This window comes from Nocardioides sp. NBC_00163, assembly GCF_045206295.1.
GTDB lineage: Bacteria > Actinomycetota > Actinomycetes > Propionibacteriales > Nocardioidaceae > Nocardioides.
Genome location: NZ_CP108155.1, coordinates 5548296 through 5561400, shown reverse-complemented (window position 1 = coordinate 5561400; position 13105 = coordinate 5548296). Strand labels below are relative to the sequence as shown.

The 13105-nt window shown below is 69.5% G+C and carries 15 protein-coding genes; 8 read left to right on the top strand and 7 right to left on the bottom strand.

Translation table 11 applies throughout. The features are described 5' to 3' along the window. The first annotated feature begins 93 nt into the window (after nucleotides 1–93). A complete protein-coding gene (locus OG801_RS26595; protein ID WP_355016939.1) occupies nucleotides 94–1470 on the top strand; it encodes an MFS transporter in 1377 nt (458 codons plus the stop codon). A 163-nt stretch (nucleotides 1471–1633) separates the two neighbouring features. Further along, nucleotides 1634–2290: a GntR family transcriptional regulator gene (locus OG801_RS26590; protein WP_406032040.1), complete on the top strand. Its 657-nt coding sequence runs from the start codon at nucleotides 1634–1636 to the stop codon at nucleotides 2288–2290. Here OG801_RS26590 and OG801_RS26585 read toward each other — a convergent pair. After that, nucleotides 2287–3102 (bottom strand): helix-turn-helix transcriptional regulator, encoded by an 816-nt coding sequence (locus OG801_RS26585; protein WP_355016937.1) that lies wholly within the window; start codon nucleotides 3100–3102, stop codon nucleotides 2287–2289. The two genes, OG801_RS26590 and OG801_RS26585, sit on opposite strands and share 4 nt — an antisense overlap. 94 nt (nucleotides 3103–3196) lie before the next feature. Between OG801_RS26585 and OG801_RS26580 the strand changes: the two genes are divergently transcribed. Beyond that, a complete protein-coding gene (locus OG801_RS26580; protein ID WP_355016936.1) occupies nucleotides 3197–4624 on the top strand; it encodes an aldehyde dehydrogenase family protein in 1428 nt (475 codons plus the stop codon). 56 nt (nucleotides 4625–4680) lie between these two features. Here OG801_RS26580 and OG801_RS26575 read toward each other — a convergent pair whose 3' ends face one another. After that, on the bottom strand, nucleotides 4681–6147 hold the full coding sequence (locus OG801_RS26575) for an NAD-dependent succinate-semialdehyde dehydrogenase (protein WP_406032039.1): 1467 nt from the start codon (nucleotides 6145–6147) through the stop codon (nucleotides 4681–4683). A 107-nt stretch (nucleotides 6148–6254) separates the two neighbouring features. On the opposite strand from OG801_RS26575, the gene OG801_RS26570 reads away from it, so the two are divergent. Genes OG801_RS26570 through OG801_RS26560 form a run of 3 tightly spaced genes read left to right on the top strand, consistent with a single transcriptional unit; the run spans nucleotide 6255 to nucleotide 8401 of the window. After that, the gene (locus OG801_RS26570; protein WP_406032038.1) at nucleotides 6255–7508 is read left to right on the top strand and encodes an aspartate aminotransferase family protein; all 1254 of its coding nucleotides are present in this window, start codon (nucleotides 6255–6257) and stop codon (nucleotides 7506–7508) included. Nucleotides 7509–7524: 16 nt separating this feature from the next. Continuing rightward, a complete protein-coding gene (locus OG801_RS26565) occupies nucleotides 7525–7710 on the top strand; it encodes a hypothetical protein (RefSeq protein ID WP_091046932.1) in 186 nt (61 codons plus the stop codon). 43 nt (nucleotides 7711–7753) lie between these two features. After that, nucleotides 7754–8401, top strand: coding sequence for a GNAT family N-acetyltransferase (locus OG801_RS26560; protein WP_406032037.1), 648 nt, complete (start codon nucleotides 7754–7756; stop codon nucleotides 8399–8401). Nucleotides 8402–8407: 6 nt separating this feature from the next. Here OG801_RS26560 and OG801_RS26555 read toward each other — a convergent pair whose 3' ends face one another. Genes OG801_RS26555 through OG801_RS26545 form a run of 3 tightly spaced genes read right to left on the bottom strand, consistent with a single transcriptional unit; the run spans nucleotide 8408 to nucleotide 11061 of the window. Further along, nucleotides 8408–9154, bottom strand: coding sequence for a DoxX family protein (locus OG801_RS26555; RefSeq protein WP_406032036.1), 747 nt, complete (start codon nucleotides 9152–9154; stop codon nucleotides 8408–8410). A 41-nt stretch (nucleotides 9155–9195) separates the two neighbouring features. Further along, nucleotides 9196–10317 (bottom strand): FAD-dependent oxidoreductase, encoded by a 1122-nt coding sequence (locus OG801_RS26550; RefSeq protein ID WP_406032035.1) that lies wholly within the window; start codon nucleotides 10315–10317, stop codon nucleotides 9196–9198. A gap of 48 nt (nucleotides 10318–10365) precedes the next feature. Next, nucleotides 10366–11061: a polysaccharide deacetylase family protein gene (locus tag OG801_RS26545; protein WP_406032034.1), complete on the bottom strand. Its 696-nt coding sequence runs from the start codon at nucleotides 11059–11061 to the stop codon at nucleotides 10366–10368. Nucleotides 11062–11194: 133 nt separating this feature from the next. Here OG801_RS26545 and OG801_RS26540 point away from each other — a divergent pair, with 133 nt between their 5' ends. Continuing rightward, nucleotides 11195–11611, top strand: a complete 417-nt coding sequence (locus OG801_RS26540; RefSeq protein ID WP_406032033.1) for a hypothetical protein — start codon at nucleotides 11195–11197, stop codon at nucleotides 11609–11611. A 34-nt stretch (nucleotides 11612–11645) separates the two neighbouring features. Then, nucleotides 11646–12032, top strand: a complete 387-nt coding sequence (locus OG801_RS26535) for a nuclear transport factor 2 family protein (protein WP_355016928.1) — start codon at nucleotides 11646–11648, stop codon at nucleotides 12030–12032. A 5-nt stretch (nucleotides 12033–12037) separates the two neighbouring features. Here the strand turns inward: OG801_RS26535 and OG801_RS26530 are convergent, their stop codons facing one another. Both OG801_RS26530 and OG801_RS26525 read right to left on the bottom strand, forming a co-directional pair. Beyond that, nucleotides 12038–12349 carry a hypothetical protein gene (locus OG801_RS26530; RefSeq protein WP_357352657.1) on the bottom strand — a complete coding sequence of 104 codons (312 nt, stop codon included), beginning with the start codon at nucleotides 12347–12349 and terminating at the stop codon, nucleotides 12038–12040. Nucleotides 12350–12431: 82 nt separating this feature from the next. Continuing rightward, complete coding sequence (locus OG801_RS26525) at nucleotides 12432–13049, bottom strand: TetR/AcrR family transcriptional regulator (RefSeq protein ID WP_406032032.1); 618 nt, start codon at nucleotides 13047–13049, stop codon at nucleotides 12432–12434. Nucleotides 13050–13105 lie beyond the last annotated feature (56 nt).

Sequence of the window (13105 nt, the reverse complement as noted above, 5' to 3'; positions counted from 1 at the left end):
CTAACGTGGCGCGAATTGTTGACAAACCTACAGTCGACACTGCGGGTCAAACGCGGTCCCCAGCCATCAATCACACCGAATAGGTGAGAAGAAATGTCAGGAACCCCAACCATCCCCTCCGACGAGGCACAACCCGACAAATCGAAGCTCCGAAGAGCGATCACCGGCTCAGCGGTCGGCAATGCGACAGAGTGGTTCGACTACGGCGCCTTCGCCTACGTCGCGACCGAGATCACCGCGAACTTCTTCCCCGAGCAGGGCTTCACAGGCACCGCTCTGACCTTCGCGATCTCCTTCATCCTCCGCCCGCTCGGCGGCATCTTCTGGGGCCCGCTCGGCGACCGCATCGGGCGCCAGCGTGTCCTCGCGATGACGATCATCCTGATGGCGGCTGCCACATTCTGTGTCGGCTTGCTCCCGACGTACGACTCGATCGGCATCTGGGCCGTGGTCCTGCTCGTACTGCTCCGGGTGATCCAAGGCTTCTCGACCGGTGGCGAGTACGGCGGCGCGGCGACGTACATGGCCGAGGTCGCCCCCGACAAGAAGCGTGGGTTCTACGGCAGCTTCCTGGAGTTCGGCACCATCGTCGGCTTCACCGCCGCCATCGCCGTCGTCTTCACCACCGAGTCGATCATCGGTGACGCGGCGATGACCGAGTGGGGTTGGCGGATCCCGTTCCTGATCGGTGGTCCGATCGGCCTCATCGGCCTCTACATCCGGACCAAGCTCGAGGAGACACCTGTCTTCCAGGAGCTCGAGTCGCAGGACGCCATCGAGGGTGGCGCCGGCGCCGCCCTGAAGGACCTCTTCGCGCTGTTCTACAAGCCGATCCTCACGCTGATCGGCCTGGTCGCCGCGCTCAACATCGCCAACTACACGCTGCTCGCCTACATGGCGACCTACCTGCAGGAGGAAGCCGGCTTCAGCAGCACCGACGCCGACCTGCTGGTCATCTTCGGACAGGTCGCGATGCTGGTCTTCCTGCCGATCGCCGGAGCGCTCTCGGACAAGGTCGGCCGCAAGCCGATGTGGGGCGGCTCCTTCATCGGGCTGATCATCCTGTCGGTCCCGATGTTCCTCCTGATCGGTCAGGGCTTCTGGCCGGCGGTGCTCGGGTTCACCGTGCTGGGCATCGTCTACGTCGCCCAGCTCGCGACGATCTCGGCGACCTTCCCGGCGATGTTCCCCTCGCAGGTGCGCTACGGCGGCATGGCGATCGGCTACAACATCTCCACCGCCGCCTTCGGTGGCACGGCGCTGTACGTCAACAACGCGCTGATCGGCGCCACCGGCGACGTGCTGATGCCGGCCTATTACATGATCGCCGGATCCGTGGTCGGTCTGATCGCGCTGTTCTTCGTCGTCGAGACGGCGGGCAAGTCGATCCGGGGCACGGAGATCCCGGGTACGCCGGAGTCCGAGGCGGAGCTCGCCGAGCTCGACAGTCTCGACAACAAGACCGTCTGACCGGCGTCTGCGAACGAGCGTGCCGGGTCCGTCCCGCGTACCCGGCACGCTCGGTCGATCCGCTCACTGCCGGACCGACCACATGCAATGATTGTCAACAATCAAACTCTTTCTCGGTGACCCATCGGAGACCACGTTGACAGTGACATCGAGCTTCGAACCCGTGCACAGGGAGTCGACGGCCTCGGTCATCGCTCGCCAGCTGCGCACGGCGATCATGGAGCGCACCCTGCAGCCCGGTGCACAGCTGAGCGAGACCGCGCTCTCGGCCCAGTTCGGCGTCAGCCGCGGCCCGCTGCGTGAGGCGATGCAGCGCCTGGTCCAGGAGGGCCTGCTCCGCAGCGAGCCCAACCGCGGGCTCTTCGTGATCGAGCTCGACGAGGCCGACATCCGAGACATCTACCTGGCCAGGGCAGCCGTCGAAGGTGCCGCCGCCACGATGATCGCCAAGGCACGGGTCCCCGCGGCGCTGCGCGAGCTACGCGCCGCCTGCGACGCGATGACCAAGTCGCTCGAGCTGGGCGACCCCGCGGCCCTGAGCGATGCCGACTTCCACTTCCACGACGTGCTCGTGCAGTGCTCCGGGAGCCGGCGCCTGGCCCGGATGCACCAGACCCTGATCGTCGAGACGCGGATGTGCCTGACCGCGCTGGAGGGCACCTACCAGCAGCCTCTCGAGCTGGTCGAGGAGCACAACCAGATCGTCGACGCCATCGAGGCGGGCGACGTGAAGCTGACCCTCAAGCGCGTCGAGCTGCACATGGACGAGGCGCTGCGGCGCCTGATCCACGCCGAGGACAACGACGAGGGCTACGTCTAGACCCGTGACAACATCCTGAGTCGACGCTCGCTCTCACTCCCGGGCTCGGCCGTGAACACTGTCAGAGCCTGGGGTCGCTCGGGGTCGTGCAGAGTCTGGCCGTGCAGCTCGAGCTCGCCGACCTCGTCGTGGATCAGGCGTTTCGCATCGCAGTAGGGCCCGACCACTGGGTGTTGGCTCCACAGCTCCTCGAACTCGGGGCTCGAGCGCCGCAGCTCGGGGATCATCGCGTCGGCGCGGGGACACCTGTTGGACGCGGCGGTGTGCGCGAGCTGGGCAACCAGCGCGCGGCTGTGAGCGGGATGATCCTCGGTCGGCGTGCGCCGGCGCGTCGCAGGGTCGGTGAACCATCGATAGATGCGGCTCCGCATCATCCCGGAGTAGCGGGTCTCGTCCCCGAGCAGGGCGACCGCCGCGGGAGTCTGCAAGAGGGTCTCGCCGACCTCGTCGACGATGAGAGCCGTCTCGTCCTGGAGCCGGTCGAAGATCCGCCGCAGGCCCGGGCTGATCCCGTGCGGCGGGTCCGCCGGACGTACGGGTGGATGGCCGGCCAGGCGCTGAAGATGATCGAGCTCGTCGGAGTTGAGCTGCAACCCCCGGCCGATGGCCGCGAGCACCTGTGCTGACGGCACCGGGCCACGCGGTTGCTCGATGCGGGTGTAGTAGTGCGTCGAGATCCCACTGAGCTCTGCGACCTCGTCGCGCCGGAGTCCTGGCGTACGGCGGTGACCACCCCTGGGAACTCCGACGTCCTCTGGTTGAAGCGCCTCGCGGCGCGTGCGCAGAAACTCTGCGAGTCGTACGCGATTCACGTCGTCCCAACAACGGCAGGCGATCTCTTACTCCCCGCCAGCCTTGTCATGACCGGGCATGGATGGGGTCCGTCGGGCGAAGCACCGTAGTGGCATGACAAGCATCGACCTGACCTATGACGTTCCCGGCCACTGGGTGGCCGGCACCGTCGTCCCCGCGACCACCACGATGGAGATCGTCAGCCCCGTAGACGGGCGAGTGGTCGCCATCGCTCCGCTCGGCACCGCCGCCGACGTCGACCGGGCGGTCGAGGCCGCTCGTACGGCACTTCCGGGTTGGGCCGGCCTCGGCCCCGCCGCCCGAGCCGATGTGTTGGGAGTCCTCGCGGACGAGCTGACCGCTCGCAGCGAGCGAATCGCTCACGCCATCTCGACCGAGATCGGCGTTCCGATCGGGTTCTCCCGGCTCGCGCAGGCGGCTTTCCCACCGTTGGTGACCAAGGCAGTCGCCGCCCTGGCCGCCGAGGTCTCGTGGGAGGAGCGGGCCGGCAACGCATTGCTCGTCCGTGAGCCCGTTGGTGTCGTCGGCGCCATCACCCCGTGGAACTTCCCGCTCCAGCAGGTCGTGACGAAGGTCGTCCCGGCGCTGCTGGCCGGCAACACGGTGGTCCTCAAGCCGGCCGAGACCGCTCCGCTGACCGGACCGATCCTGGCCGAGGCAGCAGTGGCCGCCGGGATCCCGGCTGGCGTGTTGAACATCGTCTACGGCACCGGAAGCGTCGTCGGCGAGGCCATCGCGGCGCACCCGGGCATCGACATGGTGTCGTTCACGGGCTCGACGGCCGCGGGCAGGCGTGTCGCAGCGGTCGCGGCCGACACGGTCAAACGAGCGGGGCTCGAGCTCGGCGGCAAGACCGCCAGCATCGCGCTCGACGACGCCGACTTCGACGAGGTGGTCGCGGAGACCCTGCAGTACGCCTGGAGCAACAGCGGTCAGGCCTGCGGCGCCTGGACGCGGCTGCTCGTCCCCGCCGCACGACGCGATGAGATCGTGGCGAAGCTGCGCGAGGCCGCCGCCGAGTACACGGTAGGCGACCCTGCCGATGAGACGACCAGACTGGGACCGGTGGCGTCCGAGGCCCAGTGGCAACGGGTGAACGGCTACATCGAGAAGGGAATCGCGGAGGGAGCCGAGCTCGTCGTCGGCGGGCCTGGACGGGTTCCCGGCCTCGAAGGCGGTGCGTTCATCCGCCCGACGATCTTCGCGAACGTCGACCCGGACTCGACGATCGCCCAGGAGGAGATCTTCGGACCGGTGCTCGTCGTCATCGACTACACCGACGAGGACGATGCGGTGCGCATCGCCAACGGCACGCCGTACGGCCTCACGGCGGCGGTGTTCGGGAGTCCCAGCCGAGCTCTCTCGATCGCACGGCGGCTCGAGGTCGGCCAGGTCCATGTCAACGGCGGGGCGTTCACGCCGCTGGCGCCTTTCGGTGGACGCAAGCAGTCCGGGACCGGCCGAGAGATGGGCAAGGCCGGGATCGAGGAGTTCACCGAGCTGAAGGCGATCCTGCTCTGAGGTGGCCCATGCCAGCGCCTCGGTTCCGGGGCGCAGGCATGGGCCAGGTCTTCGGCTCACATCGCGATCCCGACGTACTTGGTCTCGAGGAACTCCTCGATCCCGGTACGCCCGCCCTCCCGCCCCAGTCCCGAGGCCTTGACACCCCCGAAGGGCGCGGCCGGGTTGGAGACCACGCCCTGGTTCAGCCCGACCATGCCGGACTCGAGCGCCTCGGCGACCCGCAAGCCACGGCGCAGGTCGTTGGTGAAGACGTAGTTGACCAGGCCGTACTCGGTGTCGTTGACCGCCTCGACCACCTCGTCCTCGGTGTCGAACGGCGTCAGCGGCGCGACCGGCCCGAAGATCTCCTCGCTGCCCATCTTCGCGGAGGCGGGGACGCCGGTGAGCACGGTCGGCGGGTAGAAGTAGCCCGGCCCGTCAGGAGCGGTGCCTCCGGTCAGCACCCTCGCGCCGCCGGCCACCGCGTCGTCCACGAGGGTCTGCACCTTCTCCCTGGCCGCCTCGTCGATGAGTGGCCCGACGCGTACGCCCTCCTCGACGCCACGGCCGACGGGCAGCTCGGACATCGCCTTGGCGAGCCGGTCGCCGAACTCCTCGATGACCGAGCGCTGTACGAAGATCCGGTTGGCGGCCGTGCAAGCCTCCCCCGTGTTGCGCATCTTCGCGGCCATCGCGCCGGCGACCGCCTCGTCGATGTCGGCGTCCTCGAAGACGACGAAGCCGGCGTTGCCGCCGAGCTCCATGGACGTACGCAGCACCTGCTCCGCGCTCTGGGCGAGCAGCACCCGCCCGACCGCCGTGGAGCCGGTGAAGGAGAGCTTGCGGATCACGCCGGAGCGCAGCAGCGGCTCGGTCAGCTCACCTGGCCGGGTCGTCGGCAGAATGTTGACAACGCCGTCGGGCACGCCGGCCTCACGCAGGATCTCCCCCAGCGCCAGCATCGAGAGCGGCGTCTGCTGGGCCGGCTTGATGATGCTGGTGCAGCCGGCCGCGATCGCCGGCCCGATCTTGCGGGTCCCCATCGCCATCGGGAAGTTCCACGGCGTGATCAGCAGCGCCGGCCCGACCGGCTGCTTCGTGATCAGGAACCGGGAGCCGCCGGCGGGCGCGGTCTGATAGCCGCCCTCGATCCGCACCGCCTCCTCGGCGAAGTGACGGAAGAACTCCGCTGCGTACGCGATCTCGCCCCGCGCCTCGGCCAGCGGCTTGCCCATCTCGAGCGTCATCAGCAGCGCGAGGTGGTCGATCCGCTCGTGCAGGAGGTCGAACGCGGCCATGAGCATGTCCGCCCGGGCCCGCGGCGCGGTCGCGGCGAACGCCTTCTGCGCGCCCGCCGCGGCGTCGAGCGCACGGCGGCCGTCCTCGAGGGTCGCGTCGGCGACGGCACAGAGCACTTCTGCCGTCGACGGGTCGAGCACGTCGAAGGTCGCTCCGTCGCCGGCATCCACCCACTGACCTGCGACAAGAAGCCCCTTCGGCACCTCTGCCACGACCCGTGCCTCGTTCGGTTCTCCGCCCATCCCGCATCAGCCTCCAAGGTCAGCGTCCGACTGTCCTACTGACAGCCACCGGACGCTCGCCTACTGTAGTAGCCAGTCGGATTGTCGACAATCAACAGGAGGTCACGGTGGCCAAGCTCTCCCCCATCCTCAAGCAGGCAACTCCGGTCGTGGCGGCTCGCGGCGAAGGCGTCCAGCTCTTCGACGAGGACGACCGCCGCTATCTCGACTTCACCGCCGGCATCGGCGTGACCAGCACCGGCCACAGCCACCCGAAGGTCGTCGAGGCCACCCAGCGCCAGATCGCCAACCTGGTCCACGGGCAGTACACGACGGTCAGGCACCGCCCGCTCCTCGACCTGGTCGACCGCCTCGGCCCCGTCCTCCCCGAAGGACTCGACAGTCTCTTCTTCGCCAACTCCGGCTCGGAGGCCGCCGAGGCCGCGATCCGGCTGGCCCGCCAGGCCACCGGCCGCCCCAACATCGTCGTCTTCCACGGCGGCTTCCACGGCCGGACCGTCGCGGCCGCCTCGATGACCACCTCGGGCACCAAGTTCCGTGCCGGCTTCAGTCCGCTGATGGCCGGCGTCGTGGTCTCTCCCTTCCCCGACGCACCCCACTTCGGCTGGCCGCAGGAGCAGGCGACCGAGTTCGCGCTGCGCCAGCTCGACTACACGCTGCAGACCCAGAGCGCCCCGGCCGACACGGCTGCGTTCCTCGTCGAGCCGGTCCTCGGCGAGGGCGGCTACGTGCCCGCCGACGAGACCTTCCTCAACGGCCTGCGCGAGCGCGCCGACCGACACGGCATCGTGCTCATCATCGACGAGGTGCAGACCGGCTTCGGCCGCACCGGCGAGTTCTGGGGACACGACCACTTCGGCGTACGTCCCGACATCATCATGACTGCCAAGGGCCTGGCCTCCGGGTTCCCGTTGTCCGCGATCGCGGCGAGCGAGGCGCTGATGTCGAAGGCCTGGCCCGGCTCGCAGGGCGGCACCTACGGCGCCAACGCCGTCGCCTGCGCCGCGGCCCTCGCGACCCTCGACGTCATCGAGGAGGAGGGCCTGGTCAAGAACGCCGCCGAGCGCGGCGCCGAGCTCCGCACCGCCCTGGAGCAGGTCGCGAGCAAGCACGAGGCGATCACCGACGTACGCGGCCTGGGGCTCATGCTCGGCAACGAGTTCCGCACCCCCGACGGCGAACCCGACGGCGCCACCGCCGCCGCGGCCCAGCAGGAGGCTGTCCGACGTGGCCTGCTGCTGCTCACCTGCGGCGCCTGGGGCCAGGTCGTGCGGTTCATCCCCGCCCTCGTCGTCGACTCCGCGGCCATCGACGAGGCCGCCGGCCTCTGGGCCCAGTCCGTCGACGCCGTCCTCGGCTGACCGCACGGACCACGAGATGACGTACGACCTCGAGCGACTGCTCCGCTGGGAGCAGGCCGGCGCGACCTGGGAGGCGATCTGGCCACGCGCCGGCGAGGTGACCATCGTGCTGTGCACCTGCGACAGCGGCGAGGAGGTCGACCGCTACACCTCGGCGGCAGCCGACCTGCTCGACCACGTGAGGAGTCACTCCGAGGAGTGATATCCGGTTGCCCGCGGCGTACGCGCTCTCGAATGATGGCCGGATGACTCCGACCGAGGTGTGGCCGCTGTTCGGCCTGGTGATCCGGACCCCGCGCCTGGAGCTGCGGCTCCCGACCGACGTCGAGCTCGCGCGCTTGGCGCAGGTCGCGGCCGACGGCGTGCACGAGCCGACCCAGCGGCCGTTCCTGACTCCGTGGGCAGAGCGGCCACCGCTGGAGCGGGCCCGCCACGTGATGCGCGGCGCCTGGTCCAGCCGAGGCGACTGGAAGCCCGACGACTGGAGCCTGGGGCTGGCCGCCTTCCTCGACGGCGACCCGATCGGGGTCGTGTGGGTCTCGGCGAGCGAGTTCGCCACTCGGCGCGAGGTCAGCACCGCGTCCTGGCTCGGCCTGCGACACCACCGCCGCGGCTTCGGCGCCGAGGCCCGCCTCGGTGCCCTCACCCTGGTCTTCGACCACCTCGGCGGTGCCTACGCCACCTCCGAGGCTTTCCCCGACAACGCCGCCTCGGTCGGGGTGTCGACCAACCTCGGCTACCAGCCCGACGGCATCTCCCGCGACGTACGCGACGGCGAGGTGCTCGTCTCCCACCGCCTCCGGCTCGGCCGGGAACGGTGGGAGCTGAACGACCGCAGCGAGATCGAGGTCAGCGGCCTGGAACCGTGCCTGCCCCTGTTCGTCGCCGCGTAGACCGGCTCAGCCGAGGAAGCAGAAGACGAAGACGGCCACGCACAGGACCAGTGACCCCGTTGCGTTGAGGACGAAGTTGCGGCCGAAGTCGCGGGCCCGGATGTGGGCCGAGACGGCGAGCACGAAGTAGACCACCAGTGCCGCGCTGGTCAGCGCGCCGACGTACGGCACCCACAGCCCGGTGACCAGGCCGGCGGTGGCGGCGACCTTGACCCACGGCATCACCGGCCACAGCGCCCGCGGCAGCCCGACATCGGTGAAGCACCGGGCGATGAAGCTGGCCGGCTTGAAGCACATCGCCGCGTCGCCGATCTGGATCACCGCGAGCAGCACGACCGGCCACCACGGGTCCGGAAGATCGTTGACGTACGCCGCGACGACCCCGCCCAGATCGTCCCGCCCCGCCGCGTACATCCCGGTGACGACGAGCGTCGCCAGCGAGAGCGCGAGCCCACCGCCCGCGCGGCCCAGGCTCCGGTCCTCCACTCGCAGGTGCGCCCCGATCGCGAGCACGAAGAAGACCACGAACCCGGCGGCGGCGACGATCCCGACCGCCGGGACAGCCAGTCCGATGAGCAGGCCCAGGAAGCCCAGCGCGTAGGACGCCCCGATCGGGAACCTCAACCATTCCATCGGCACCGAAAGCCGTTGGGCCTCGGTCACCGGTATCCGGTGACCGGTCAGGTTGAGCACCGCCCCGCCAAGCGCGGCGATCGAGGCGATGAGCGTCAGAGTGAGATAGGTAGCCGTCATGGCCATCCAGACACCGGCGGCGCCGCGGCTGTGACGCCGACCTACCTGCTCAGCAGTCCCGCGATCGCGCCGAGCCCCGCGAGGCCCGCGTCACGGACGGCCACCACCGTGCCGTTCTCGACCTGGCCGAGCGCTCCGACCAGCCTGGAGGCCCGTACCAGCCGCTGGGTTGCTGGCCGCCGGGTGCGGTCGTAGGCCACCAGCGCACTCTCGATGCGGGCATGGCCGGCGAGCTGCGCGGCCAGCACTGCGGCGTCCTCGATCGCGGCGCAGGCGCCCTGGCCGAGGTTGGGCGTCGTCGCGTGCGCGGCGTCACCGAGGAGCACGACCCGCCCGTGGTCGAACCGCTTCAGCGGCAGCCGCAGGTCACAGATGTCTCCTCGGAGCACGGCGCTCGGCGGCGTCGCCGCCAGCAGCTGCGGGATCGGCTCGTGCCAGTCACCGACCAGCGCGGTGACGTCGGCGTGGTGGTCCCCGCCAGTCTCCCCCGCGGGCCGGTTGGCGGTCACGAACCAGTACGTCCGGCCATCCACCAGCGGGACATAGCCGACGCGCACCCCGGTCCCCCAGGTCTCGCCGCCCGTGGTCGACGCCTCACCCGGCACCGGCTCCGCGGTGACGCCGCGGTAGGCGGTGTAGCCGGCATAACGTACGTCCTCGCGCTGGTGCAGCTCGTTCCTGATCGTGCTGCGGATCCCGTCGGCGGCGACCACCACGTCGGCCGGACCGCGACCGTCGACGGCGTCGATGTCATCGAGATCGGCCAGACCGGTGACGGTCACCCCGGTGCGTACCTCGATCCCCTCGCGCGTCTCCAGCTCGCCCACCAGAGCCTCGTGCAGCCGGGCCCGATGCACCATCACCGGGGTCCGCTCGGCGGCGTCGGGACCCACCTTCGCCAACCAGCGCCCGTCGGGCCGCCGCAACCCCGCCTGGATCGCCGGCCGGGTCCCGTCCACGAGCCGATCCGCGACCCCGAGATCGGCGAGGATCTTCCACGCCCGCGGCCAGATCGAGAGGCCGGCGCCGACCTCGCCCAGCTCCGGCGCGCGCTCCAGCACGGTCACCTGCCACCCCACCCGGGACAGCGCGAGCGCCGTCGTGAGCCCGCCGATCCCCGCACCGACCACCAGGGCACTCCGGCTGCTCGTCGATCCACTCACGACGCGCAATCTAGCCGACGTCGCCGGCCCCGGCCGAGGCCGAGCCGCCTACGGCCTGGGCGTCCAGTCTGCGCCCGGGATCCCGCCCTGCGGCAGGGTGAAGGTGTATCCCTCCGCAAGCTTCTCCGGGAGCACCGTCTCGATCGCGTCGACGGTGTTCTCGCGGTTGCCACCACCGTCGTGGGCCAGGGCCACCGCGCCGGGCTGGATCGCCGCGCGGAGGTTGCTCGCCAGCGTCTCCTCGGACAGGTCGTTGCCGTCCCAGTCGAAGATCACGTTGCCCAGCCCGAGCGGCTGCATGCCGAGGGATGCGGCGACCTCTCCGGTGTTGCCCCAGCTGCCGTTGGGAGCCCGGAAGTAGGGCACCTTCTGAGCCGGGTTTCCCAGCACCTCTCGGATCGTCGCGAGGTTGGCCTTGAGATCCCGCTCGACCTGGGCGTGCGACCAGCTGCCCATGTCGGCGTAGGACGTGGAGTGATTGCACAGCGTGTGGCCTGCGGCGACGATGCGTCTCAGGATCTCGGCGCCGCCGGGGGCGGCGATGTTCTGGCCGATGACACAGAACACCGCGGTGACCTGGTGAACCGCCAGGATCTCCAGCAAGCGATCCGTTTCGCCGGGGTTCGGGCCGTCGTCGAAGGTGAGGGCGGCGACGTTGCCCGTGCCTCTGGCTGCGGCGAGCGGCGCCGACGTCGGACGGACCGCGCCTCCCGGCACGAACCCGGGGTCCTGGCTGGCAGTCATGGCACGGACTCCTTCGAAATCGTTGTCGAACACGATCGAGGCGTAACCGACCCTTGTCAAGGGTCGAGTCGTTCCCGCAAGTCTGAGTATTCGCACTCATGCGCCCCGCAGCCCGATCAGCGAGGCTGGAGACATGAAGCTCCTCGTACGCCTCGCCGTGATCCTCGGCGGCAGCCTCCTGTTCTCGATCGTGATGACCAACCTCTTCCCCACGGAGGACGCGAACATCGGCGCCGGCCTGATCTACTTCGCGCTGCTGCTCACCGTCTCGGGAATCTGGGGGCTGTGGGACGGCCACCACGCGAAGGCCCTCCCGCCCGTCTTCGTACGCTGGGCGCTGATCGCCTGCGTGGTCGGCCTCAGCGGCCCGTTCCGGATCTGGTTCGAGGAGGGTCGCGACTTCGGCGTGCTGTGGAGCGACCTGTGGAACCTGACCCCGTTCCTCCCCGGGCTCGTCCTCGCTCCCGCGGCGGTCGGGATCGGTATCGGCTACGCCCTCAACAGCGGTCGGAGGCTCGCGCGGAGCACGCCGCACCACCCGTCCCTCTAGGCTCTCCCCAGCAACCGACCCAGGAGGAGCCCAGATGACCACCTTCCGTGAGGCGATCGAGGCCAAGGACATGGACGCCGTGGAGGCGATGCTCGCCGACGACGTCGTGTTCACCAGCCCGGTCGCGTTCAAGCCCTACCCCGGCCGGGCGATCACCGCCGCGATCCTGCGCGCCGTGGTGAAGGTGTTCGAGGACTTCACCTACGTCCGCGAGATCCACGACGGCGTCCACCACGCCTACGAGTTCACCGCCAAGGTCGACGGCCTCGAGCTCAACGGCTGCGACTTCCTCACCTACGACGACGAAGGCCGGATCGTCGACTTCAAGGTGATGGTCCGCCCGCTGCGTGCCGCCGAGGCCCTCGCCACCCGGATGGGCGAGCAGTTCGAGGAGATCAAGGCCGCCGCCATGCGAGGCTGACGCCGTCAGTCGACGGGTCGCCCCTGCCGGCGCTCCTCGAGCCGCTGCTGTGCCTCGGGCAGGAACTTCAGGCACGGCGCGTCCGCCTCGGGATGCTTCTGCGTCAGATGGAAGATCCATCGGTCCATCGCCGCCATGAAGCCGTTGTCCTCACCGGCACGGTAGGTCGCCCACTTGATCCTGTCCCTGACGACGCACTCCGTGCAGGTGATCTTGTAGACGAACTGCTCCTGCGCGTCGAGGTCGATCCTCACCGTGGCCAGGGGCCCGGCCTGCGAGGCTGCCTTCCGCTCACGAGCGGACCTGCTCGCTGTCATGCTGCACCTCGTTCTGATCGGGAGACGAAGCCTACGTCAGCCACGCCGGACAGTTCGCCTCGGAGTCAGCACGACGCGGGGTTCAAGCGCGAGTGAGATAGCCGGCCAACGCAGTGCGGAGCTCGGCCGTGAGCGCCTCACGGGTTGCCGGATCGGGAGCCTCGGTGATCAGCGGCATCATGCCGCGAACGATCTGGATCGCGACGGTGGCGATGCGATCGACGTCTGCCGGGTCGCGCTCGGTCATGAACCGTGCGATCAACGTCGCGACCGTCTGGTGCATGGCCTGCTGAACCGGGGCGACGGCATCGCGCATGTCGGCCGGAAGGTCGGATCGCGCGAAGAGGGCCTTGAACCCGGGGTGAGCGAGGCTGAACGCAACCAGCGGACCGACCACGGCGTCGATCGACGCCTCGATCGACGTCCCCTGGCCGACGTCCATGATCGTCTGGCGCACACCGGAGAGCTCGGCGGCGTAGTGCTCGCTGAGCGCGCGGGCGATGTCGGCCTTGCTGCTGAAGAACTGATAGAGCGAGCCCGGCGAGATCCCGGCCTCGGCCGCGATCGCGTTGGTCGTCGCCGCTTCCGGTCCGCGTTCGGCGAAGACCACCGCGGCGGCACGCACGATCTCGCGGATTCGCTCTTCCCCACGCGCCTGCCGCTTGCGGCGTGTCCGGATCGGAACCGCAGGATCGGTCATCGTCGCCCTTCCTTGAAATATACGAGTAGATACTCGTATATTTATCGCGAGCATCT